The sequence below is a fragment of the Pseudomonas viridiflava genome (genome assembly GCF_900184295.1).
In the GTDB taxonomy this organism is placed as follows: domain Bacteria; phylum Pseudomonadota; class Gammaproteobacteria; order Pseudomonadales; family Pseudomonadaceae; genus Aquipseudomonas; species Aquipseudomonas viridiflava.
Map to the genome: position 1 here is coordinate 5,054,069 of NZ_LT855380.1, position 23,361 is coordinate 5,077,429.

Annotated in this window: 18 protein-coding genes, 1 tRNA gene and 2 pseudogenes; 13 read left to right on the forward strand and 8 right to left on the reverse strand. The window is 59.6% G+C overall.

The annotated features are described in order from the left end of the window. Positions 1-14 precede the first annotated feature (14 nt). Positions 15-989, reverse strand: a pseudogene (locus CFBP1590_RS28575) (PDC sensor domain-containing protein); the annotation flags it as partial. A 505-nt stretch (positions 990-1,494) separates the two neighbouring features. Between CFBP1590_RS28575 and CFBP1590_RS28580 the strand changes: the two are divergent. Continuing rightward, positions 1,495-2,379: pseudogene (locus CFBP1590_RS28580) on the forward strand (methyl-accepting chemotaxis protein); the annotation flags it as partial. A 198-nt stretch (positions 2,380-2,577) separates the two neighbouring features. Beyond that, complete coding sequence (locus CFBP1590_RS28585; RefSeq protein ID WP_374729071.1) at positions 2,578-3,282, forward strand: methyl-accepting chemotaxis protein; 705 nt, start codon at positions 2,578-2,580, stop codon at positions 3,280-3,282. A gap of 80 nt (positions 3,283-3,362) precedes the next feature. Here the strand turns inward: CFBP1590_RS28585 and CFBP1590_RS22730 are convergent. The 6 genes from CFBP1590_RS22730 to budC all read right to left on the reverse strand — a co-directional run bounded on the left by CFBP1590_RS22730 (position 3,363) and on the right by budC (position 12,359). Further along, positions 3,363-3,436: transfer RNA gene (locus tag CFBP1590_RS22730), tRNA-Phe, on the reverse strand. A gap of 171 nt (positions 3,437-3,607) precedes the next feature. Continuing rightward, the gene (locus CFBP1590_RS22735; protein WP_088235972.1) at positions 3,608-4,228 is read right to left on the reverse strand and encodes a hypothetical protein; all 621 of its coding nucleotides are present in this window, start codon (positions 4,226-4,228) and stop codon (positions 3,608-3,610) included. Between the two features lie 326 nt (positions 4,229-4,554). Continuing rightward, positions 4,555-8,934 carry a glycosyltransferase gene (locus CFBP1590_RS22740; RefSeq protein ID WP_088235973.1) on the reverse strand — a complete coding sequence of 1,460 codons (4,380 nt, stop codon included), beginning with the start codon at positions 8,932-8,934 and terminating at the stop codon, positions 4,555-4,557. Then, on the reverse strand, positions 8,921-10,291 hold the full coding sequence (locus tag CFBP1590_RS22745) for an ABC transporter ATP-binding protein (RefSeq protein ID WP_088235974.1): 1,371 nt from the start codon (positions 10,289-10,291) through the stop codon (positions 8,921-8,923). Before CFBP1590_RS22745 ends, CFBP1590_RS22740 begins: the two co-directional genes overlap by 14 nt. Then, positions 10,281-11,111, reverse strand: coding sequence for an ABC transporter permease (locus CFBP1590_RS22750; RefSeq protein WP_371321589.1), 831 nt, complete (start codon positions 11,109-11,111; stop codon positions 10,281-10,283). Before CFBP1590_RS22750 ends, CFBP1590_RS22745 begins: the two co-directional genes overlap by 11 nt. Positions 11,112-11,594: 483 nt before the next feature. Further along, entirely contained in the window at positions 11,595-12,359 is a 765-nt protein-coding gene (gene budC, locus CFBP1590_RS22755; protein WP_088235975.1) for a meso-2,3-butanediol dehydrogenase, read from the reverse strand. A gap of 480 nt (positions 12,360-12,839) precedes the next feature. On the opposite strand from budC, the gene CFBP1590_RS22760 reads away from it, so the two are divergent. The 8 genes from CFBP1590_RS22760 (at position 12,840) to CFBP1590_RS22795 (ending at position 20,935) form a co-directional block, all read left to right on the forward strand. Then, positions 12,840-14,108 (forward strand): OprD family porin, encoded by a 1,269-nt coding sequence (locus CFBP1590_RS22760; RefSeq protein WP_029242055.1) that lies wholly within the window; start codon positions 12,840-12,842, stop codon positions 14,106-14,108. Positions 14,109-14,286: 178 nt separating this feature from the next. Further along, positions 14,287-15,114 (forward strand): NAD-dependent epimerase/dehydratase family protein, encoded by an 828-nt coding sequence (locus CFBP1590_RS22765; protein ID WP_088235976.1) that lies wholly within the window; start codon positions 14,287-14,289, stop codon positions 15,112-15,114. A 45-nt stretch (positions 15,115-15,159) separates the two neighbouring features. After that, positions 15,160-16,044, forward strand: a complete 885-nt coding sequence (locus CFBP1590_RS22770) for a glucurono-1,5-lactonase (protein WP_088235977.1) — start codon at positions 15,160-15,162, stop codon at positions 16,042-16,044. 81 nt (positions 16,045-16,125) lie between these two features. Then, positions 16,126-17,148 (forward strand): TRAP transporter substrate-binding protein, encoded by a 1,023-nt coding sequence (locus tag CFBP1590_RS22775; protein WP_004883294.1) that lies wholly within the window; start codon positions 16,126-16,128, stop codon positions 17,146-17,148. Positions 17,149-17,211: 63 nt separating this feature from the next. Next, the gene (locus CFBP1590_RS22780) at positions 17,212-17,739 is read left to right on the forward strand and encodes a TRAP transporter small permease (protein ID WP_004883291.1); all 528 of its coding nucleotides are present in this window, start codon (positions 17,212-17,214) and stop codon (positions 17,737-17,739) included. Beyond that, positions 17,740-19,020: a TRAP transporter large permease gene (locus CFBP1590_RS22785; RefSeq protein WP_004883289.1), complete on the forward strand. Its 1,281-nt coding sequence runs from the start codon at positions 17,740-17,742 to the stop codon at positions 19,018-19,020. It abuts the gene before it with no gap. Positions 19,021-19,110: 90 nt separating this feature from the next. Further along, a complete protein-coding gene (locus CFBP1590_RS22790; protein WP_088235978.1) occupies positions 19,111-20,091 on the forward strand; it encodes an EamA family transporter in 981 nt (326 codons plus the stop codon). Further along, positions 20,066-20,935, forward strand: a complete 870-nt coding sequence (locus CFBP1590_RS22795) for an aldose 1-epimerase (protein WP_088236458.1) — start codon at positions 20,066-20,068, stop codon at positions 20,933-20,935. Before CFBP1590_RS22790 ends, CFBP1590_RS22795 begins: the two co-directional genes overlap by 26 nt. A gap of 9 nt (positions 20,936-20,944) precedes the next feature. Here CFBP1590_RS22795 and CFBP1590_RS22800 read toward each other — a convergent pair whose 3' ends face one another. Beyond that, positions 20,945-21,514: a hypothetical protein gene (locus CFBP1590_RS22800; protein ID WP_050575366.1), complete on the reverse strand. Its 570-nt coding sequence runs from the start codon at positions 21,512-21,514 to the stop codon at positions 20,945-20,947. A gap of 175 nt (positions 21,515-21,689) precedes the next feature. Between CFBP1590_RS22800 and vapB the strand changes: the two genes are divergently transcribed. The 3 genes from vapB to CFBP1590_RS22815 all read left to right on the forward strand — a co-directional run bounded on the left by vapB (position 21,690) and on the right by CFBP1590_RS22815 (position 23,350). After that, positions 21,690-21,899, forward strand: coding sequence for a type II toxin-antitoxin system VapB family antitoxin (vapB, locus tag CFBP1590_RS22805; protein ID WP_029242050.1), 210 nt, complete (start codon positions 21,690-21,692; stop codon positions 21,897-21,899). A gap of 282 nt (positions 21,900-22,181) precedes the next feature. Beyond that, entirely contained in the window at positions 22,182-22,694 is a 513-nt protein-coding gene (locus tag CFBP1590_RS22810) for a sigma-70 family RNA polymerase sigma factor (protein WP_025994245.1), read from the forward strand. Next, the gene (locus tag CFBP1590_RS22815; protein WP_029242049.1) at positions 22,694-23,350 is read left to right on the forward strand and encodes a ChrR family anti-sigma-E factor; all 657 of its coding nucleotides are present in this window, start codon (positions 22,694-22,696) and stop codon (positions 23,348-23,350) included. Before CFBP1590_RS22810 ends, CFBP1590_RS22815 begins: the two co-directional genes overlap by 1 nt. Positions 23,351-23,361 lie beyond the last annotated feature (11 nt).

The window sequence follows — 23,361 nt, forward strand, 5'->3', positions numbered from 1 at the left end:
AACTCGTCGCGGCCCTGAATGCTCAGGCGGCGGGTCAGGTCACCCTCACCCTGCGCGATGTCCTGCATGGCACGGCCCATGTCGGTCAACGGGCGCATGAGGGCACGAATCAGCAGGCTCAGCAGCATGGCAATCACGATCACTGCGATCAGGCCGGCAACGATGGCAGAGCTGCGGAACTGGCTCAGAGGCGCATAGGCCTTGTCCTTGTCGATCGACAGGCCGATGTACCAGTCAGCCGATGGCAGGCCGGTGATCGGGGTGAACGACAGGATGCGTTGCTGGCCATTCAACGTGACCTCACGCATGCGCTTGTCCAGGCTCAGCGTCTGGCCGGGATAGATGTCCTTCAGGTTCTTCATGACCTGTTCCTTGTCGGGGCTGACGATCACCTGACCGTCGCCGCTGACCAGAAACGCATAGCCCATGCCTCCGAATTCCACCGAGTTGATGATCTTCACCAGCGTATCGAGGCTCAGGTCGCCGCCCGCGACACCGGCCAGTTGGCCGTTGACCTTGATCGGGCTGGCGATGGTCACGACCAGGCCGCCCACCGAGGCCAGATAGGGCGCGCTGATGATGGTGTTGCCAGCATCGACTGTCGATTTGTACCAGGGGCGCTGACGGGGATCGTAACCGGCCGGCATCTCGACATTCGGGCGCTGGGTGAAGGTGCCCTTGCTGTCACCGACGTAAGTGAACTGGAAGGTCGAGACCAGCGACGACTGGGAAACCAGCCCGCTCAGGTCCGAGCCAACGCCTTGATAGGCCACGTCCTGGGTCAGGTTTTCCAGGACCAGAATGCGTCCGCTCAACCAGTTCTGCACGCTGCTGGCGGTCAGTTGTCCGGCCTGCCCCACTGAGGATTCGAGGTTCTGATTGATGGTCGCGCGTTGCAGATAATCGTTGTAAAGCGTGAACAGAACGAACGCCAGAACGACAACGCCCGATGCCGCCAGCAGGATTTTATGACGAAACTTCAAAGTCATTTCAAAGCATCTCTAAGATATAGGCAGGTCCGAAGACTCGGATAAGGGGCCATACAAAGTTGTTTTCCATGAACACTCCATGTGTTCAAACTTCCACAGCCTTTTCACGGTGCGAGCACAGGCAGCATTCTGGCGACTGTTTAATGACAGGGCCAGGCTGTTTCAATGTTCTCGAGGCGCCCTTTATAGCCGCGTCGGGCAACGAAAGAAAGCCTGTGAAAGGGGGACAGACGGTTTTAATTAATTGTATTTTTTAATTTCAGCTTGGCGGGATGCTGCCGATAGGGTCTGTATCCAATGCCTCGGCGGTCGTATTCACGTTAAATCCCCCAAAGGCCTTACTTTTTACAATGTTGTACTGGAGAACATCATGAACAGCTGGTTCGCGAACATCAGCGTGAATATGAAGCTGGCCCTCGGATTCGGGCTTGTACTTGTTTTTACTGCCATTCTTGCGCTCACGGGATGGAGCAGCCTGAGTGGGCTGATCGACCGCAGCAACTGGATGAGCGACATCACGTCGCTGAACGCGCAGCTGACAAAGTTACGGGTAACACGCCTGCAATACATGGTGGCCGACGGCGATGAAAAGGTCGCCGAAACCGTTCAGGTCTCGCTGGACGGCTTCAAGGCCTACCAGGAAAAGCTGCTGACCTCGTTCAAGAGCCCCGCGAACGTGCAGATGCTCCAGCAGTTGGGTGTGGTGATTGCTGACTATCAGAAATCCCTGAACAACATGCGCAGCGGCTACAAGACCAGCATCGCATTGCGCAAGGATCTGACGGTTCATGCCACCAAGGCCACCGAAATGCTGGACCGGATTCTGGCCGACGTGAAGAAGCTGGACGCCACCGATGAAAGCCGTTTCGACCAGTACGAGCTGATTGTCGGTGCCAAGGAAGACCTGATGCAGGCGCGCTACGAAGTGCGCGGTTACCTGACGGACATCTCGCCGGAAAACGAGCAGTCTGCCGCAGGCAAGCTGGATGACGCGATCAAGAACCTCGATCAGTTGAAAGCAACGTTCGGCACTACCCATGCCGACGCGCTCAAGCAACTGGAAACGTCTCTGATGGCCTATCGCACCACCTTGCAGAACTTCAAGACGTCCAGCGGCGACATCGCCCAGGCGCGTAAGGAAATGACCGTACAGGGGCAGGACATCGTCAAGCTCAGCGAGGCCATGTATCAGCTGCAACTGGATCGTCGCGACGTGGAAAGCGCTCAGGCCCGCAACATGCAGATCGGTTGCACCTTGCTGGCCATGATTCTGGGCATCATTGCCGCTGTGATCATCACGCGTCAGATCACCCGTCCTCTGCAGGAAACCATGGCGGTGGTCGACCGGATCGCGTCGGGCGACCTGTCGCAGACCATGGTTGTGACCCGCCGTGACGAACTGGGTGTGCTGCAACAGGGCATCCAGCGCATGGGCACCACCTTGCGCGAGCTGATTGGCGGTATCCGCGACAGCGTGGTGCAGATCGCCAGCGCAGCCGAGGAACTGTCGGCTGTGACCGAACAGACCAGCGCCGGTGTGAACAGCCAGAAAGTCGAAACCGATCAGGTGGCGACGGCCATGCACGAAATGTCGGCCACGGTCGCCGAAGTGGCGCGCAACGCCGAGCAGGCTTCCGAAGCGGCGTCGACCGCCGACAAGGAAGCCCGTGCCGGTGATCAGGTGGTGAGCGAAGCCATCGGCCAGATCGAAAAACTGGCCGCCGAAGTGGTGCGCTCGTCCGACGCCATGACGTTGCTGGAGCAGGAAAGCGACAAGATCGGCAAGGTGATGGACGTGATCAAGGCGGTCGCCGAGCAGACCAACCTGCTGGCACTCAACGCCGCCATCGAAGCCGCACGTGCCGGTGAAGCAGGACGCGGTTTTGCGGTGGTGGCAGACGAGGTGCGTGGCCTTGCGCAACGCACCCAGCAGTCCACTGAGGAAATCGAGAATCTGGTCGCTGCGCTGCAGAACGGTACACGCCAGGTGTCCAGCATCATGCTCAGCAGCCGTGATCTGACGGTCAGCAGCGTGCAGCTCAGCCGCAAGGCCGGCACCTCGCTGAACAGCATCACGCAGACGGTTTCCAACATTCAGGCGATGAACCAGCAGATCGCGGCAGCCGCCGAAGAGCAGAGTGCAGTGGCCGAGGAAATCAGCCGCAGCATCATCAACGTTCGCGACGTGTCCGAGCAGACCGCTTCGGCCAGTGAAGAAACCGCCGCCTCCAGCGTCGAACTCGCACGCCTGGGCGGACAACTGCAGACGATGGTCAGCCACTTCAAGATTTGAGGCAGGTTGCAGAATGAATCAAGCCCGGCATGACCGGGCTTGATTGTTCAGAGTGACAGGTGCACCTGAAATGAAGAAGGTGCCCGGAGGTGGACTCGAACCACCGACCTCCGTAGTGTTTCATACGGCGCCCTACCAACTGGGCGATCCGGGCAACGTTATCAAATGTGTCGTCAGAACATCATTTATCTGCTCGACCGTCTGATGGCTTCATTCTGCCAACCCACCCAGATTCCGACTACTGTAAGAACTATCAGTTTTTATATCGAATGCGCTGCATTTCAACGAAGCTAATACCTCAACCCGCTCAAATTCAGATCATTCTTTAACGCGATAGCCGCTCAACATAATCAACCACCGCAATATGATCGGCCTTCCTTTTCCCCGCCTCCAAAAAAGCACGGTAATAATCGCTGTCCATCAACTGGTCAATGTCCTGCCGGATCTTCTTCTGTATCGAATAAGGAATATCAGGTCCTTCGTGGTGTATGGCATAAGCGTTCTCGAGCACGTCTATCAAGCGGGATCGAAACTTGTCCAGACCCCGTCCGCTGGCGACGCGTTTGTAAGTTGAAAGAAAGAACGTTTCACCACGGCCCGGTCCCGGGCGGGTCACGTAGGCCACGGCGCACAGGCCGACCCCGCTGCGCTTGCGCCAGTGCACGGCCGCGTGCTCGTTGAGCTGCAGCACGTCCTCGCGCCGCCAGGCGTGGCCGCTGTGGATCAGGTGAATGATGGCGGCGTTCAGCGCCCGGCGGGTGCCGCTGTAACGCAAGTCCGGAAAACGCGCGTAGACCTGCACCTGTTTGTTCTTCAGGACACGGACGATCCAGACACGACCGCGAGCCTCTCGGGTAATGCCGCGTGGAACGCTATAGGTGACAGCTTCGACAGTTTTGTCGTAACACCTCAGACCTGAAATATCGATTTCAGACGATGTGTTCATGGGTGGCTTCGATGTAAGTTTAAAGACCTGACGCAGGAAGCGTGATGAACCGAACCGGCAACGCCCTCTCTGCGCTGTTATATCAATGGACGCTGTTTCATTACTGCCCCCACTCAACAGTGTTCAATTCTTTAACACGGCTCGGTTCTGGAACTTCGTCATCTGCTGTACTTGACTGTAGTCCATCAGCCGTCCCCGAGAAAATCTCCTGAACAGTCAGGCTCATTTCATGATGGCGAATACGATCACCCTTGATGCATTGAAGGTTGCCCCGACCGCTGGCGGGATCGTTGCTGCACTCGACAGTGAAAAGCCCCAGTTGAGGGTCAACGCAGCCCCGGACCTTTCCAGTCAGAAGCACGCGGAGGCCAGGCCAGGCCGAAATCAATGTCGTCCAGCGTCAGGTTGGGATTGTAGGCATAGTCGCTTTTGATTTTCGGCCAGCGCCGGGCCATGTAAGCCACTTCATCATTGAAGCGTTCCTGTTTTTCCGGCGAGTCCTCGAAACCACGGGTCGCCGACTCGTAGTGGTACAGCTCGGCATACGGCGTCCAGACGTTGACGTATCCGGCCTCCTGAACCCGCAGGCAGAAGTCGACATCGTTGAACGCTATTTTCAGGTTGACCTCGTCAAGCCCGCCGACCTGCTCGAAGACTTTTTTCCTGATCACCAGACACGCCGCCGTCACCGCGGAAAACTCCTGAATCAGCACGGCACGGGCAAAATAGCCATATTCGCCTCGGGGCAGAAACTTGTGCGCATGGTTGGCGATGCCGCCGATACCGAGAACGACCCCGCCATGCTGCAGCCGATCATCGGGAAACCACAGCCGCGCGCCGACAGCCCCGACGCCTGGCTGCAACGCCAGCGAGACCATCTCATCCAGCCAGTCCGGCGAGATAACCTCGATATCGTTGTTGATCAACCCGACCAATTCACCGCGCGCCTGGCTGACCGCCCGATTGTTCAACGCTGAATAATTGAACGGCCCGTCGTCCCGCAGAACGCGGATATCGGGCTGCTGATCGATCTGCGCGAAATACGCCAGCGACTCGGCTTCGTCCGAGCCGTTATCGATCACGATAATTTCATAATGCGGATAGGTGGTCAGGCGCTGGATACTGTCGATGCATTGCTTGAGCAAGGCCCACGCATTGCGGGTCGGGATGATGAGGCTCACCAAGGGTGCGGGCTCTGGGAGCGTGTAATGCACCCGATACATGCCAAAGGGCAACAACTCCACCTCACCCTTTCGTCCCGTGCGATGCAGATGATCGTTCAACGCTTTCACCGCGGCATGGACCGCGTACGGCTTCTCATCCGACGCCACGGCCGTGCTGCCTGCATGGATACGCCAGTGGTAAAGCACACGGGGAATGTGGATGATCTGCGCGGGGCTCAGTTTTTCCGTGCAGCGCAACGCCAGATCGTAATCCTGCGAACCTTCGAACCCTTCCCTGAAGCGGCCCACACGATTGACCAGATCGCGCTGATACACGCCCAGGTGAGAGATCATGTTCTGCGAGCGAAACAGAAAGGCGTTCCAGTCGGATTTAAAATACGGAGCACTTCGGGCTCCCTGCTGATCGATCTTGTCTTCGTCCGAATAGATCACCCCGGCATCCGGGTTGTGGACGATGGCGCGGGCCACCCAGTACAAGGCGTGCTCCGGCAGCAGGTCATCATGGTCCATCAGCGCGACGTAGCGCCCGCTGGCAAGGTCCAGAGCGCAATTGCTGGCCGCGGAGATGTGACCGTTTTCGCTGCGCAGCATGATTTTGATCTGTGCACTCTGATGCTGCATTTTCCTGAGAAAATCGCGTACGGCGGGTTGCCGGGAAGCGTCGTCGGCAATGCACAGTTCCCAGTGCGGATAGACCTGCTGTCTGACGCTGTCGATGGCCTCGCGAAGCATATCCAGCGGTGGATCGAAGACCGGCATGATGACCGAGATCCGCGGAGGATTTTCCCAGTTGCCGATCTCTTCCAGCATGGCGTCACGAGCACTGTCATTCAGCGTGTCGTAGCGTTTGATCCACGCCGCGTAATCATGACGGTCAGGTGCCTCGTTTTCAGGTGCCGCAGCGTGACCCACGGTATTGAACCAGCGCACGCGTTCGATGAGACCACGCACACCGTGCTCGCGCAGTACCGTGGTGGCGCGCCGTGTAGTGGCCTTCAACCCGCCGCCCCGACGAATCAGCGCAGGCAGGCGCCGCGAGGCTATGACCAAACGATGTGTGCTCAAAACCGTATGCCGAATCGGCGCAGCCAGCCTGCGGCTGTAGGAGTTTTCCAGCTCATGGATGCGCAGATTCAGTTGATGAATGCGCGTGTCCTTTTCACGCTGCAACTCGAGCATCGCACTCTGCAGCTGCCTGATCAGGTCCTCACGTTCACGCAGGTCATGACCCTTTTCATTCAGCAACCGCTCGACGGTCTGAATGGTGCCGATCTCGCCCTCGATCACATGCCGTTCGATCAGTTGCGTGGCGCTGTCCAGTTCACTCACCCGCCGCGTCAGGGCCTGAATCTGATCCGACAAGGGCTGCACGGCCGTGCGTAACGAGGTCTCGTGCTGCTGGCTCCAGTTGAGCCCCTGACTGATGCGGCGGGCGATGACTTCATCGGTGTACAGCACCAGATCGAGGTTCAGCACCAGCTCGCGAATATCGTGACGTTGCGACAGGTCGACGGGCAGTTGCAGATACGGGTCATCGTCCAGGCTGACGAATAGCAGAGAGGATCCGGTGCGCTCCACCTCTTGCAGACCTGATACCGAAGGCAGCGCTGCGGTCTGGCCATCCCACTGCCAGATCACTGTCTGCTCCTTTTCGAGCCGCAGGTTGTCCAGCGAAAACGTCATGCGCCGGTCGACCGGATCGAGCCGCAATGATCGAGGTCGGGTTTCAATGCTGCTCAGCGAAAACCGCAGGTGCTGGTGACCGGGCAGCACTTCAAGGTTCAGGGCTGCTTCCTCTTTAAAGTTGCCCGCGTCATCGCTGTAATACAGCCGGGCCTGTATTTTGGGAGCGGTCGGCGACACCCGCTGATTGATGATCCGGTCCGCCTCCCAGTTCAGAAAACGGCTCGCCTCAAGGCCGGTCACGAAGGCCTGAAAATGCGCCTCCTGTTCGATGAAACCGTCCAGTTGCGTCGGGGTGATTTCCAGCCCTGCGTGAAACAGTGTTTCGGTGACGAACTGCCTGCGTGTCAGTGGCATCACACTGCTGCAGAACGGCGAGGCACTGGCGATCAGCAGCAACAGCGCGCGTATCAACAGATGTCCCAGTTCGATACCCGCAGCGGCCTCCCATTCAATGTCGATCAGTGTGGGCCGGTCGTCCGCGTCGAGAATGATGTTCTGCGGTACGGCATCGATGAGTACGCCGGGTAGCCGTTCATCCAGACGTTGCAATGGCAACTCGTGGCCCTGCCCGGCCAGCAGATCCCTTAACGCCTGACAATAGCGCGCCACAAACGCACCGAACTGTTTGACGGTCCAGTTGGGCGTGCTGGCGATGTCGAGAAACTGTTGGCTGAGCACGCTGCCGCGTCGATAGGGATCGACACGCGAGAGCACATGGCGAAAGTCCTTGTGGGGCGCACCGTCCGAGCGCAACGGCTCATGCCGCACTTCGATGTCGTCCGGTGTTTCGATGAACAGGGTTTGCTTGCAGTAGCCGGGCTTGCGACTGACGTTGTAGTGCCCCGCCAGCAGGTTCGGCATGGCCAGCGGCGTCAGCGAACAGGACGCGGCAATCAGAAACGAATTGGCCAGATCCATGCCCAGCCCGTTGTCGACCACCACGGGCCAGGCACGCTCCAGATTGAACAACGTGGCTCCCGGCAGTTGCGGGTCCTTGCGTACGTTCTGCCACAGCAACGCGGCGGCATCGAAGTCCGGGTGTTCGAAGCCGCGTTGAGTGACGATGGAATTGGGCAGTTTGTAATCAGGGGCGGGAAACAGAAATTCCGAACGGCTGAAACCGGCCCGCTCAAGGAGATGGGTCAGTCGCTTGCGTCCGAACGTCTGCGGGCCATGGGGCGAATAACGTCCTTCCACGCCAGCCATGGGTATGGCCAGATGATCCTCTGGCGCGCCCGCGAAATATTTCAGCCCCAACTGGTTTTCAATCGCCAGCAGCAGGATGCCGTCGGGCTCCAGCAGTTCGCGAACCCTGACCAGCATGTCCAGCGTCGGATCATCGCCCTGATTGAACAGGCTGGCATATTCGAGCACGCCGATCAGGGTGATGACGTCGAAGCGTTGCAGCGGCTGGAACTGCTCGAACCGCTCGGCAATCACCGTGACATTGTCCAGATCACGGGTGCGGCTGGCCGCGATCCGGGCCCGGCGCAAGCTGCCTTCAAGGCTCAGCACCGTAGCGCCGCACTCGCCCAGATACCGGCTGATCGCCCCGCAACCGGCGCCAATTTCCAGCACCCTGCCCGTCAGGCAATGCTCGAAGGGACGCAGCAGATTGCCCCGCGCGCGGCCCAGGTGATAAAGCGAAACCCAGTGGGTGCAGTGCTGACCCAGTTCGGTTGAAAGCACGCTCAGGTCTTGCGCCTGGCGCACGATGCCAGCAAGACGCTCTTCATTTTCATCGCCATCGCTGTAAGCCAGCCCCTCGTAATCGGGACGTGCCCACACGCCCGTACGCCGGTCCAGCCGGTATCCGCTCTGCTCAAGGTGCCTCATTGTGCTGTTCCTGATCGAAGTCCATGGTGAGGGCCAGATCGACCAGTCCGAACAGCGTGGGGGTCGGGGCCACGACAATGTGAATGGCGTCGTAGCGACGATCGTGGGGAACGATCTCTTCGCCCTCGCGAGAGGCAACGCCCAGAGAAATGAAGTAATCGCCTGCTGACAGCCGGTTCCTGAAACTCAGACACGCCCTGAGTTGCGAACCCGGTTCGTAGAGTTGCCGACTGGCGGCGCACTCCAGCAGCCAGGAATTGCTGCCATAGACCGTGACGCCCTCCTTGGTCTTGACCGTGAAGCCCAGCACCGGATGGCTGATGAGCCGGTTGAAACGGATGGCCACCTGCAACAGCACCTCGGCACCCGGCTCGATACCGAGTGGAAATTCCCGCCCTTCCACGGACAGGTGAAAGTCCATCAGCATCGCCGCACCATCGCCCCAACGGTACTCATGTGGATTGAAACCGGGGCGCGACTCGAAGGCATCCTGCTCGAAGTTCAGTACCAGTCTCTGGACGCTTACAGCGGGCTGCCGAACGGGAGACTCGTTTGTCACAGGGCTCGGCGATACCTGTGTCATCTGGCGATTGCGGCCGAACAGAATGTCCATGTAGCGGTTGACGACGGCACGCGGCGCGCCGCTCGTTTCCACCCGGCCACCCTCCAACAGAATGGCTCGGTTGCAATGAGTGACCACCTGTTCGCTGGCATGGGTGACCAACAGGATGCTGGTGCCGTTCTGCTTGAGCTGTCGCAACCGCTCGAAGCATTTGGCCTGAAATTTTGCGTCGCCGACCGACAACGCCTCGTCGACGATCAGGATCTGCGGATCGACCTGCGCCTGCACGGCGAACGCCAGACGCACCGCCATGCCGCTGGAATAGGTCTTCACCGGCTGATCGATGAAGTCACCAATGTCGGCAAACCCGGCAATGGCGTCGAAACGCTGATCGACTTCGTCGCGGCTCAGCCCCAGTACCGAAGCGTTCAGGTAAACGTTCTCCCGACCGGTAAATTCGGGGTTGAAGCCAGATCCAAGCTCCAGCAATGCCGCGACACGCCCCTGGGTATGAACCGAGCCGCCGGATGGCCGCAGGGTGCCGCAGATGATTTGCAGCAGTGTCGATTTGCCTGAGCCGTTGCGACCGACCAGTCCGACGGTTTCTCCGCGCCGCACTTCGAAATCGACATTGCACAGCGCCCAGAACGCCTGCCCATAGCTCTTCACCGGCATGCCAAGTCGACGCTGCACTCGCGGCACAAGCGAGTGCAGGACTCGATCCATGGGTCGGTCGTAGCTGTAAAAGCATTTGGAAATATCGCGGACGCTGATCGCGATTTCGTCAGAGGACATCGGCGAACCCCCTGCGAGCTTTCTGAAAGAAGCCGAAGCCTGCCGCTGCGATTGCAGAGGCGATCAGCATCGCCAGGGCCAGGCTTTGCCAGTCCGGCCAGTTTCCGAACAGCAGCGCGTTGCGGCTTTCTTCGATGATGTAGGTCAGCGGGTTGAGCTTCAGCCAGGGTTGGTAGACCTGAGGCAATGCCGCCACCGGATACAGCACCGGCGAGAGGAACAGCAACACGGTGGTCAGCACGCCAATGACCTGACCCACATCGCGCAGGTACACGCCCAGCGCGGCCAGCAACCAACTGAAGCCCAGGGTCGCGATGGCCAGCGGCAACAGCACCAGCGGGAACAGGAGCGCCGTCCAGTAGAGAGTCTGGGTCAGGATGAACTGCGCCAGCAGCAGTACGACAAGGCTGGTGCCCGCATGAAAAATGGCCGAGCCCAGCGTCACGACGGGCAGCACCTCCAGGGGAAACACCACTTTCTTCACGAAATTGCCGTTGCTCATGATCAGCGACGGCGCGCGGTTCGCACATTCGGCGAACAGTCCATGCACGATCATCCCCACGAACAACAGAATGGCAAACCCGCCCTTGCCGGTGTCCTGCCCGACCCAACGGGCCTGGAAGACTTCGGAGAACACAAAGGTGTACACCGCAAGCATCAGCACCGGGTTGAAAAACGACCAGGCGATACCGATCACCGAACCGCGATAACGACCAATGACTTCGCGCCGGGTCATGGTGATGATCAATTGTCGGTGACGCCACAGGCTGCGCAGCAGATCCAGAGGACCGGCAGCCGGCGCCAGATGAGCGCTCAACATGATGGCTCCTGCATTTCGGGGGAAGGATCAAGGCAATGGGAAATTCAGATCGCCACGGTCATGGCTACCGCCCCTGAGACAGACTCAGAGGCGTAAAACGCAACGAAGGGGTCGAGGCGTCGGAAAGGGTTCGCGCAAACAGTGCTGCGAGGGCATTTCCGAAAATCAGTGTGGCAGCCAATACACGGGACAGACGTGTCGGGCGATGGATGGTTGCAGGTGTTTCGATGGGTTTACAGCTCGGATCGCCCGCAAGCTGCCGCTTATCAAACAACCTGTAACTCATTGAAGAAAAACGATTTGTGGGAGCGGACTTGTCCGCGAATACCGTAGTTCAGTCGATGAATATTCGTCGGATGTACAGCCTTTTCGCGGACAAGTCCGCTCCCACCAAGTTTGCCGCGCGACAGCGCTACGTCGAAGAGGTCGTTGCGCCTCTCACAGTCCCGTGCTTGCTGCACGACCGCGCTACACCGGAGACTATCAAGCCTGCGGCGGCTGTCCGTTGGAAGCCGACAGGCCGCCATCCACCGGCAGGTTGACGCCGGTGACAAAGCGCGCGTCGTCGCTGGCCAGGAAGGCAATCACGTCACCAATGTCTTCAGGCTCGGCGGGACGGCCCAGCGCGATGCGTTCCTTGAACTTGGCCATCAACGCATCGTTGTCCATCATGTCGTCGGTCAGTTCACTGCGGGTCAGCGATGGGCATACTGCGTTCACCCGCACGCCGTCGGCACCGTGGTCCAACGCCAGCGCGCGAGTGAAGTTGGTGATCGCACCTTTGGCCGCGTTGTAGAAACTCATGCCCCAGTCTCCGCCCATCCCGGACACCGACGAGACGTTGACGATATTACCCTTGCTGACAATCAGTGCAGGCATCGCACTGCGGGTGCAATAGAAGACGCCATCCAGGTCCACCGACATCAGCTCTTTCCAGTCTTGCACTTCAAGTTCGGTGACCTTGCCGGACTTCACGATGCCCGCATTATTGACCAGCGCATCCAGACGGCCGAAGTGACTGGCGACTTCCTTGAACAGCGCCTCGACATCGCTCAGGTCCGCCACGTCGGCCGCCCTGACCAGATGACCTTCGCCCTCCAGTTGCGCGTGTACTTTTTTCAGCTTTTCTTCGTTGCGGCCGACCAGCACCACGCTGGCGCCTTCCCTGGCAAAACGCTTGGCCGTGGCTTCGCCGATTCCGGAACCGGCGCCTGTGACCACAACGACTTTCTGGGTGAAACGATTCATTGAAAATGCTCCGAAAAAGTGAATACGTGTCTGGTGGACTGTGAGGCCCCCGGCCGCGTTCACTCTCATTCACGTGAGGCACTTTCAGGTCATTCCAAACGGTCGATATTCGACTAATCGTGCGTTGACAAACCCTTCACACCCTGTAAATAATCGGCGAAGTTGTACGACAACCTATGACGCCAAAACAATAAAAACAAAGCCGGGGCCCATTCCATGAAGACTCGCGTCCGTATGCCCGCTCTACCTTGCGTAACCCCCTGGATCGCCGTCGCCGCGGCAAGGTTCTATCCTCTCGCAGCATTCCAAGACACTCGTGTTTTATAGATTTCGCTGACTGTCAGCGAACGGTACCCGGCTGTCTTTCAGCCAGGGCCATGCCTGGAAACAGGCATCACATAATCCTCGTCGGTGTCGGCTCTTGCCTGTGCAAGGCCAGAAAAGAGGACGGTTTCGTTAAACCAAGGGAGCACAACAATAATGACATCTCACACCACCCGTTCGCGCATCCTGATGGGCGTCGGCAGCATGACGCTGCTCTGCCCGTTGATGAGCATGGCCGAAGGCTTCGTGGACGACACCAAGGCCACGCTCAACCTGCGTAACGCCTACTTCAACCGCAACTTCACCAACCCCGCGTTTCCCAACAGCGCGGCCCCGCAAAGCAAGGCTGAAGAGTGGACGCAAAGCTTCATTCTCGACGCCAAGTCGGGCTTCACCCAAGGCACGGTCGGGTTCGGTGTCGACGTGCTCGGGCTGTATTCGATCAAGCTCGATGGCGGTCGCGGTACGGGCGGCACTCAATTGCTGCCGATTCACAGCGACGGGCGTCCTGCAGATGATTTCGGTCGTCTGGGCGTGGCGGGCAAGGCACGTTTTTCCAAGACCGAGCTGAAGGTCGGCGAATGGATGCCGGTGCTGCCGATCCTGCGTTCCGATGACGGCCGTTCGCTGCCGCAGACTTTCCAGGGCGGACAGATCACCTCCAAGGAAATCGACGGCCTGACGCTGTATGGCGGTCAGTTCCGCGGCAACAGCCCGCGTAACGACGCCAGCATGGAAGACATGTCGATGAACGGTCGCGGTGCCTTCACCTCCGACCGTTTCAACTTTGGTGGCGGCGAGTACGTCTTCAATGAAAAGCGCACACAGGTCGGCGTCTGGTACTCGGAACTGCAGGACATCTACCAGCAGCAGTTCTTCAACCTGCTGCACAGCCAGACCTTCGGTGACTGGACCCTGGGCGCGAACCTGGGCTACTTCATCGGCAAGGAAGACGGCAACAAGCTGGCCGGCGATCTGGACAACAAGACTGCATATGCCCTGCTCTCGGCCCGTTACGGCGGCAGCACCTTTTATGTCGGTCTGCAGAAGCTCAGCGGCGACACGGCCTGGATGCGCGTCAACGGCACCAGCGGTGGCACGCTGGCCAACGACAGTTACAACTCCAGCTACGACAACGCCAAGGAAAAATCCTGGCAGCTGCGTCACGACTATAATTTCGCCGTATTGGGCGTACCAGGTCTGACCCTGATGAACCGCTATATCAGTGGCGACAACGTGCACACCGGCAATATCACTGACGGCAAGGAATGGGGCCGGGAGTCGGAACTGGCGTACACCGTACAAAGCGGCACGTTCAAGAACCTGAACGTCAAATGGCGGAACTCCAGTTTGCGACGCGACTTCAGCGCCAACGAGTTCGATGAAAACCGTGTCTTCATCAGCTATCCGCTGTCGTTGCTCTGATGCATCGGACCAGGCCCTTCCGCTGGTCGGGCCTGGTCATGCGCAAGAGTCCAGACGGCGGTTCACCCACCGGCCACTTAATACTTTGGGCGCGTTGACAAGCAGCGCGAGGGCTGCCGATAATCCGGCAAGTCATACGACAACAGATGACAAAAAATAACAATCAGGAAACTTCCTCATGGCATCGGCTCACACTACGCAGACTCCCTTCAATCGCCTCCTGCTGACAGGCGCGGCAGGCGGCCTGGGCAAGGTATTGCGCGAAACGCTGCGTCCCTACGCGAACATTCTCCGGCTGTCCGACATCGCCGAAATGGCGCCCGCGGCTGGCAGCCATGAAGAGGTCCAGGTCTGCGACCTCTCTGACAAGAACGCCGTTCATCAGTTGGTCGAAGGCGTTGATGCCATTCTGCATTTCGGTGGCGTTTCCGTAGAGCGGCCGTTCGAGGAAATCCTCGGCGCAAACATCTGCGGCGTATTTCACATCTACGAAGCCGCCCGCCGTCACGGCGTGAAGCGCGTGATCTTCGCCAGCTCCAACCACGTCATCGGTTTCTACAAGCAGGACGAAACCATCGACGCCCATTCCCCGCGCCGCCCGGACAGTTACTACGGCCTGTCCAAATCCTACGGCGAAGACATGGCCAGCTTCTACTTCGATCGCTACGGCATCGAAACCGTCAGCATCCGCATCGGCTCCTCGTTCCCGGAACCGCAGAACCGCAGAATGATGAGCACCTGGCTCAGCTTCGATGACCTGACCCAACTGCTCGAACGCTCCCTGTACACGCCCAATGTCGGCCATACCGTGGTGTACGGCGTATCGGACAACAAGACCGTCTGGTGGAACAACCGCCTGGCCAGCCAGCTGGGCTATGTTCCCAAGGACAGTTCGGAAGTGTTTCGCGACAAGGTTGAAGCCCAGCCGATGCCAGCCGCCGCCGATCCGGCCATGGTCTATCAGGGCGGCGCCTTCGTGGCCTCCGGGCCGTTCGGCGACGAGTAAACATCGCTCATTTACAACCTGAACAGCCTGGAGACACGAGCCGCCATGGATGCCGAACTGATTCTGGATGCGCAAAACGCTACGGGTGAGAGCCCTGTCTGGAGTGCCCGCGATCAGGCGCTGTACTGGGTCGATATCCCGGCAGGCCACCTGCATCGCTGGAGTGCACGCGATGGCAGCACTCGCCACTGGAAAGCCCCGCAGATGCTGGCCTGCATCGCGGCCGATGACAAAGGTGGCTGGGTGGCAGGCATGGAAAGCGGCCTGTTCCACCTGCAGCCCGGCGACGGTGAAAACCTGACCGCCACGCCTCTGCTCGAGGTCACGCACGCACAACCCGGCATGCGTTTCAACGATGGTCGTTGCGACCGTCAGGGACGCTTCTGGGCAGGCACCATGTTCATGGACATGAGTGCCGGTGCCGTGGTCGGCGCGATGTATCGCTACAGCGCAGGGCAACAGACGCTGGAACCGGTGCTGAAAGACTTCATCGTGCCCAACGGCCTGGCGTTCAGCCCGGACGGCAAAACGATGTACCTGTCCGACTCGCACCCCAGCGTGCAAAAGATCTGGGCCTTCGATTACGACACCGACAGCGGCACCCCGCACAACCGCCGCCTGTTCGTGGACATGAACCACTATCTGGGTCGCCCGGATGGTGCAGCCATCGACGCCGATGGCTGCTACTGGATCTGCGGCAATGACGCCGGTCTGATCCATCGTTTCACACCACAGGGCAAGCTTGATCAGTCACTGGTCGTGCCCGTGAAAAAACCCGCCATGTGCGCATTCGGCGGCCCGGACATGGACACCCTGTTCGTGACGTCTATCCGCCCTGGCGGCGATCTGAGCGATCAACCACTCGCCGGTGGTGTGTTCGCTCTACGGCCCGGCGTCAAAGGCCTGGAGGAGCCTGTTTTCCGGGATTGATCCACACACTGAGCCACAACATTGAAGCAACAGCACTGAACCCAATAGCACCGACCAAAAACAAGAAAATCGGAGATATCCATGGACTTCAAACGCACACTTCTCATCGCTGCACTTCCGCTCGCGTTCTGCATGTCTGGCATCGCGCAGGCTGAAGTAAAAATCAAGTTCGCCGAAGTGCACCCCGCCGGCTATCCGCCGGTCGTGGCCGAGCAGAACATGGGCAAAAAACTGCAGGAAGAAACCAAGGGCGAGATCAGCTTCAAGATGTTTGCCGGCGGCGTGCTGGGCTCGGAGAAGGAAGTCGTCGAGCAGGTACAGTCCGGCGCCATCCAGATGACCCGCGTGAGCCTCGGCATCGTCGGCCCGGTGGTACCGGACGTCAACGCGTTCAACCTGCCGTTCGTGTTCCGTGACCAGGCGCACATGCGCACCATCATCGATGGCGAAATCGGTCAGGAAATGCTCGACAAGATCACCAACTCGAACTTCAACATGGTCGCGCTGGCCTGGATGGATGGCGGCACGCGCAACCTGTACACCAAGAAGCCGGTACGCAGCATCGCCGACCTCAAGGGCATGAAGATTCGCGTACAGGGCAACCCGGTGTTCATCGACACCATCAACGACATGGGCGGCAACGGTATCGCCATGGCCACCGGCGAGATTTTCAGCGCCCTGCAGACTGGCGTGATCGACGGTGCGGAAAACAACCCGCCGACCTACTTCCAGCACAACCACTATCAGAACGCCAAGTTCTACACCATGACCGAGCACCTGATCCTGCCTGAGCCCGTGGTGATGTCGAAAACCACCTGGACCAAGCTCACGCCCGAGCAACAAACCCTGGTGAAGAAACTGGCGCGCGAAGCGCAGATGGAAGAGCGCAAGCTGTGGGACGCTGCATCGGCTGCCGATGAAGCCAAGCTCAAGGCCGCGGGTGTGGAATTCATCACCCTGACTGCCGAGCAGAAAAAGGCGTTCTACGACGCAACCCAGGCCGTGCGTGACAAATACGGCGCGCCATACAAGGATCTGATCAGCCGTATCGAAGCAGTCCAGACCGATCCTGCGCTGATGGCAAAAACTCAAGCTGCCCAATAAGACAGTCCGATAACGCCGCGAGGGCGAGCGAGAGCTCGTTCGCCGCCGCTGTGGTGAGCCTCCATGAAAAATACGTTATTGCGCATCAACGACACGCTTTACCGGGTCTGTATCGGGATCGCGGGTCTGTCGGTCCTGATCATGACCCTGATCATTCCCTGGGGCATCTTCGCCCGTTACGTGCTGGGCAGCGGCTCCAGCTGGCCAGAGCCGGTCGCCATTCTGCTGATGGTGGTGTTCACCTTCTTCGGCGCTGCAGCCAGTTATCGCGCTGGCGCACACATGGCCGTGGCCATGGCGGTCGACCGCATGCCGTTGCAGGTTCGCAAAGTGGCAACAGTGATCGTGCAGATCCTGATGGCCATCGTTGCGCTATTCATGATCGTCAAGGGCTTCAAGCTGTGCGCCACCACCTGGAATCAGTTTCTGGGTGAAATCCCGTCCCTGCGGGTAGGCATCTCTTATCTGCCGATTCCCATCGGCGGCATCGTGACCCTGATTTTCGTGCTGGAAAGGATGTTCCTGGGTGACCAGAGTCACCGCTCCGTCATGCGGTTCGACGTCATTGAAGAAAGCGAAGGTGCCGCATAAATGGACGCATTAGTACTGTTGGGCAGCTTTATCGCACTGATCCTGATCGGCATGCCCGTGGCCTACGCGCTGGGCTTGTCGGCGTTGATTGGTGCCTGGTGGATCGAGATCCCCGCCGATGCCCTGATGATTCAGATCGCGGGCGGCGTGAACAAATTTTCGCTGCTGGCGATTCCGTTCTTTGTACTGGCCGGTGCCATCATGGCCGAAGGCGGCATGTCACGACGGCTGGTGGCCTTTGCCGGGGTGCTGGTGGGTTTCGTGCGCGGCGGGCTGTCACTGGTCAACATCGTGGCCTCGACCTTCTTCGGCGCCATCTCCGGCTCGTCCGTGGCCGACACCGCTTCGGTGGGCTCGGTGCTGATCCCGGAAATGGAACGCAACGGTTACCCTCGTGACTTCTCGACCGCCGTAACGGTGAGCGGCTCGGTGCAAGCCCTGCTGACGCCACCCAGCCACAACTCGGTGCTCTACTCGCTGGCCGCTGGCGGCACGGTGTCAATCGCCTCGCTGTTCATGGCCGGGATCATGCCGGGCCTGTTGCTCAGCGCGGTGATGATGGGCCTGTGCATGATCTTCGCCCGCAAGCGCAACTACCCGAAAGGCGAAGTGATCCCGATGCGTCAGGCGCTGAAAATCGCCGGTGAAGCACTGTGGGGCATGATGGCGCTGGTCATCATTCTGGGCGGGATCCTGTCGGGCGTGTTCACAGCGACCGAATCGGCCTCCATCGCCGTGGTCTGGTCGTTCTTCGTGACCATGTTCATCTACCGCGACTACAAATGGCGCGACCTGCCCAAGCTGATGCACCGGGCGGCACGGACCATTTCCATCGTGATGATCCTGATCGGTTTCGCCGCCAGCTTCGGTTACATCCTGACGCTGATGGAAATCCCGATGAAGATCACTACAGCGTTCCTGACGCTGTCGGATAACCGTTACGTGATTCTGATGTGCATCAACGTGATGTTGCTGCTGCTCGGCACCATCATGGACATGGCACCGCTGATCCTGATCCTCACCCCGATTCTGCTGCCAGTGGTCGCCAGTGTCGGCGTCGATCCGGTTCACTTCGGCATGATCATGCTGGTCAACCTGGGTATCGGCCTGATCACGCCGCCGGTGGGTGCAGTGCTGTTCGTGGGCGCGGCGGTGGGTAAAGTCACCATCGAAGCGACTGTGAAAGCCCTGCTGCCGTTCTACGCCGCACTGTTCATGGTGCTGATGCTGGTGACTTACATCCCGGCTATCTCGCTGTGGCTGCCAGGCGCTGTGCTCTGAATCCTCGTGACTGACTGTCAGCCCTCGCGAGCTCTTGTTCGCGAGGGTCATGACAGCGCTGCTTTTTCCAGCCAAGGAGGCTGGTCCCGCATGTCCGCCCCTGCCCTGTTTCCCCGCCACATCGCCGTCCTGATACTGGCGCTGCTGGCCTGCTCGTTTGCCGGCAATCACATTGCCGCACGCATTTCCTTCGACCATGACACCGGCCTGCTGCTGGCGATTCTGTGTCGCTCCGGTGTCACCCTGCTGGTGCTGGTCAGTCTGGTACTACTGCAACGCGAACGGCTCAACCTGCCCGCCAGCACCTGGCGCTGGCAACTGCTGCTGGGCTTGCTGATCGCGACCCAGAGTTTCTGCATCTACTCGGCCGTGGCCCGGATTCCGGTCGCACTGGCTCTGCTGGTGGTCAACGTCTCACCCATCCTGCTGGCGCTGCTGACCTGGGCGCTGGGCGGTTCAGCCCCGACGCGCCGCGCGGCGGCCTTGATGGGCGTGATTCTGTTCGGTCTGGTTCTGGCGCTCGGTGTGCCGCACCGTTTGTCCAACCCCGGCAGCAGCGAGCCCCAGTGGCTGGAAGGCATTGCCTACGCCTTTACCGCGGCGGTGGTGTTTGCCTTCGCGCTGTGGATCACCGACAACAAGCTGTCCAGCATGCGCGGCACCGTGCGCAGCATGCTGACCATGGTCGTGGTGTTCATCGCTGCCGCCGTGGCCGGTGCCAGCGGTCTGCTGCCCGGCGGCGTGGACCTGCCGACCAGCCGCATCGGCTGGACCGCGCTGGCCAGTCTGGTGTTGCTGTACGGCGTCGGTTTTTCGCTGCTGTTCATCTGCATGGCGCGCCTGGACATCGCCCGCAATGCGCCGGTCATGAACATCGAACCGGTGGCGAGCCTGCTGTTTGGCTGGCTGATTCTGGATCAACTGCTCAGCAGCGGTCAGGTCATCGGTGGGTTGATCGTCGTCAGTGGTATCGTCCTGCTGACCTGGCGCCGCGCCACACCGCCTTCACCGCCGAAATCCGTCACTACAGAAGAGGCTCCGCACCATGCCCGCGAACGTTCTGACCCTTGAAGACGGCCTGACCCGGCTGACCCTTGCACCTGAGACAGGCGGCAGCATCGTCAACTGGACAGTCCTGAGCAGCGGCCAGCCATTGCTGCGCCACAGCTCCGACGAAGCCGTGGCTGCGGGCACACCTCGCAAACTGGCGCTGTACCCGCTGGCGCCCTGGTCGAACCGGATCGGTGGCGGCGGCTTCGACACACCCGACGGCTGGCTCGCCCTGTCGCCCAACAGCGCCAACGATGCGTTGCCCATTCACGGCAGCGCCTGGCAACAAGCCTGGGACGTCGTCGAGCAGACTGAAACTCATGTTTGCCTGCAACTCGACAGCCGGATTCCCTTCGCCTATCAGGCACGACTCCGCTACACGCTGCTCGACGGCCGGTTGAGCATCGAGCTGAGCACCACACATCTGGACAGCCGCGCGGCCTGGCACGGACTCGGCCTGCACCCTTACCTGCCGCGCACGCCCGAGACACGTCTGCAGGCCAAGGCTTCGCAGGTCTGGCTGTGCGACGAGGCAGGCCTGCCCACCGAGCGGCAGGATCTGCCCGACGAATGGAATTTCCGAAACGGCAACGGCCTGCCGCACGTGAAGCTGGACAACGGTTTCACCGAATGGGATGGCCGCAGCGTCATCCGCCAGCCCGACTTGGGCTACGAGCTGCACTGTGAGGCCAGCGGCAGCGAATACTTTCTGATCTTCTGCCCGCCGGGGCTGGACTTCTTCTGCTTCGAACCGGTCAGCCACCCGGTCAACGCCCACCACCTGCCGGGGCATCCGGGGTTGAAGCTGTTGCAGCGTGGAGAATCCATGACGCTGGGGTTCAGCCTGCTTTATCGGGCGCTTTAGCCTGTCGATTCATTCTATGACCAGCACCGACCGGCCACTCATCCTGACAAGACCGGCGGGGCTGGCACAGTCGCCGTCGATCATTGAATCGATGTCTCCCAGCACGAAGACAGTCACAGCCCTGGCCCCCTGGTAGCGGCCGTCCACGATGTATCCGGTCCCTACGACTACCGAGCCCTTACCCTCTACCTCCTGAAGCGCCGTGTTGAACACGTAAGTACTGGTCGTCCGGTCGTCCCAATTGATCACCCATGTGATGGGCGAAGCCAGATTGCGCAGCCGCGGGCAGGACAAATCCGCCTGAAATCTCTGCTCGGCCGAGGCGCTGAAACTCAGGGTAGAGGAAGGCGACTCACAAGGCCCCCAGTAGCTTTTGGTGGTGATATCAACCGGCTTACGGGTATTGGTCAGGCCCGGAGACCACTTGGCGATGTGCACGCCGTTCACGCAAGTGACCTGATTCTCCGGTTCAGCCTCAGCCCGCTCGGGCACGATGAGCAGGGTTGTGCCCACGCAGATCAAAACAACTGTGGCCAGACAAACCAGACCTGATAAAAACCGCTCGGCAGTGAGAGGCATGATCGGCTCCGTGAACGTGATGATGTTCAGCTACCGGTGTATCAGCCTGCATCGTCGGTTTCTACTGTAGGAAATGACAGGAGCTGACGAAAACCCGAGGTTCAACGGTGCAAAATTTGACATGTACCCAAAAATCACACTGAAATAACGCTTCGTACATCCTGCAGATACTTCCATGGAACAATCAAAGGTAATCAGGTCCGAACAAGGCCAAGCAGTGCTTCTGCCCGAGTCACTTGCTTTGCCAGATGACGTGAGGCGAGTCGATATTGTCGCGGTAGGCAGATCACGCGTAATTTCGCCTGTGAGTGAAAATTGGGACAAGTGGTTTGAGGATGACAATGTCAGCGACGACTTCATGAAAGAGCGAGGGCAGCCTGTATAACGCTTGCGCGTAAACGACTGGGTCGCCTAGTACACCATTCACCGCAGATAACGCTATCTGCCCCGCCAGCCCTGATAAAAGTCCGTTCAATCCACCTTCTTTCCCCTGTGATCCGTTCCCGCTTCGCCTGCGTAACACACAGGCATACCGAACCAAAACCAGACAACGACGATCAGAAGGTGGATCATGAGCATAACTGCCAGTCTCAGGACCTTCTGTCACTTGTCCACCCCATCCAGCGATTCGCCGATAACCCGACTTTGGATCAATGAAGTCAATGCCGTGGCCCGCCAGCAGGACCGCGATAGCTTCATGCGCATTTACGATCACTTCGCGCCGCGGTTGTTGCGCTATCTCACGGGACTGAATGTGCCGGAAGGTCAGGCCGAGGAGCTGGTGCAGGAGGTGCTGCTCAGGTTGTGGCACAAGGCCGATACGTTTGACCCGAGCAAGGCGAGTCTGGGCACCTGGCTGTTCCGGATCGCGCGCAACCTGTACATCGACAGCGTGCGCAAGGACCGCGGCTGGGTGCAGGTACAGAATTCGCTGGAACAACTTGAACGCCTGGAAGCACCACAGGACCGAACGCTCGATTACAGCCAGCGTCAGGAGCAACAACTGGCTTCGGCCATACAGAACCTGCCGACTGATCAAGCCAAGGTGCTACGCATGTCTTATTTCGAGGCGCTCAGCCATCGCGAAATCTCCGAACGTCTCGGCATGCCGCTGGGCACCGTTAAGTCCTGCCTGCGGCTGGCTTTCCAGAAGCTGCGCTCCCGGATCGAGGAGTCCTGATGAACAGCTTAAGACACCCGGATGATTCGACATTGATCAGCTACGCCGCGGGCGCGCTGGCACAAAGCATCGCGCTGGTCACGGCCGCGCATCTGGAGCGTTGTCCGGTCTGCCGGGCAAGGTTGAGGGAGGCCGAACAGATCGGCGGCGTGCTGATGCAGCAGCACAGCAGCACCGTGGTGCCGTTGCGTGGACGCGCCGCGATGCTTGAAAGGCTGAATGAGCCGGCTTCGCGCCAGAGCCCGGCGATCAACCCATTGCTGGCCTCCAATGAAGACCCCGACTTGATGCCCGCGTGCCTGCAGGCGCATTTCGGCCAGTACCTGAGTCAGTTGAAGTGGAAAACGCTCGCACCCGGCGTGCAGCGCGTGCGGGCCGAAGGTATCGCGCAGGGCACCCTCATGCTGCTCAAAAGCGCGCCCGGCGTCAGCATGCCGATGCACAGTCACAGCGGCAGTGAAATGACCATGGTCCTCAGGGGTTCATTCCGCGACGAAATGGGCGATTTCAAGGCAGGCGACATTGCCGATCTGGACAGTGACGTCCATCACCAGCCTGTCGCCGATGGAGAATGCATCTGCCTGCTGGCCACCGATTCGCCGCTGCGCTTTCACGGCCTGTTTGCGCGCATCATGCAGCCGTTCATCGGCATCTGACCGAACGGCTG

What these genes read in the sequence shown, in the direction of transcription:
- CFBP1590_RS28585 (WP_374729071.1), top strand. Translation starts at nt 2,578, where the DNA reads ATGTCGGCCACGGTCGCCGAAGTGGCGCGCAACGCCGAGCAGGCTTCC.
- CFBP1590_RS22735 (WP_088235972.1), bottom strand. Translation starts at nt 4,228, where the DNA reads ATGAACACATCGTCTGAAATCGATATTTCAGGTCTGAGGTGTTACGAC.
- CFBP1590_RS22740 (WP_088235973.1), bottom strand. Translation starts at nt 8,934, where the DNA reads ATGAGGCACCTTGAGCAGAGCGGATACCGGCTGGACCGGCGTACGGGC.
- CFBP1590_RS22745 (WP_088235974.1), bottom strand. Translation starts at nt 10,291, where the DNA reads ATGTCCTCTGACGAAATCGCGATCAGCGTCCGCGATATTTCCAAATGC.
- CFBP1590_RS22750 (WP_371321589.1), bottom strand. Translation starts at nt 11,111, where the DNA reads ATGTTGAGCGCTCATCTGGCGCCGGCTGCCGGTCCTCTGGATCTGCTG.
- budC (WP_088235975.1), bottom strand. Translation starts at nt 12,359, where the DNA reads ATGAATCGTTTCACCCAGAAAGTCGTTGTGGTCACAGGCGCCGGTTCC.
- CFBP1590_RS22760 (WP_029242055.1), top strand. Translation starts at nt 12,840, where the DNA reads ATGACATCTCACACCACCCGTTCGCGCATCCTGATGGGCGTCGGCAGC.
- CFBP1590_RS22765 (WP_088235976.1), top strand. Translation starts at nt 14,287, where the DNA reads ATGGCATCGGCTCACACTACGCAGACTCCCTTCAATCGCCTCCTGCTG.
- CFBP1590_RS22770 (WP_088235977.1), top strand. Translation starts at nt 15,160, where the DNA reads ATGGATGCCGAACTGATTCTGGATGCGCAAAACGCTACGGGTGAGAGC.
- CFBP1590_RS22775 (WP_004883294.1), top strand. Translation starts at nt 16,126, where the DNA reads ATGGACTTCAAACGCACACTTCTCATCGCTGCACTTCCGCTCGCGTTC.
- CFBP1590_RS22780 (WP_004883291.1), top strand. Translation starts at nt 17,212, where the DNA reads ATGAAAAATACGTTATTGCGCATCAACGACACGCTTTACCGGGTCTGT.
- CFBP1590_RS22785 (WP_004883289.1), top strand. Translation starts at nt 17,740, where the DNA reads ATGGACGCATTAGTACTGTTGGGCAGCTTTATCGCACTGATCCTGATC.
- CFBP1590_RS22790 (WP_088235978.1), top strand. Translation starts at nt 19,111, where the DNA reads ATGTCCGCCCCTGCCCTGTTTCCCCGCCACATCGCCGTCCTGATACTG.
- CFBP1590_RS22795 (WP_088236458.1), top strand. Translation starts at nt 20,066, where the DNA reads ATGCCCGCGAACGTTCTGACCCTTGAAGACGGCCTGACCCGGCTGACC.
- CFBP1590_RS22800 (WP_050575366.1), bottom strand. Translation starts at nt 21,514, where the DNA reads ATGCCTCTCACTGCCGAGCGGTTTTTATCAGGTCTGGTTTGTCTGGCC.
- vapB (WP_029242050.1), top strand. Translation starts at nt 21,690, where the DNA reads ATGGAACAATCAAAGGTAATCAGGTCCGAACAAGGCCAAGCAGTGCTT.
- CFBP1590_RS22815 (WP_029242049.1), top strand. Translation starts at nt 22,694, where the DNA reads ATGAACAGCTTAAGACACCCGGATGATTCGACATTGATCAGCTACGCC.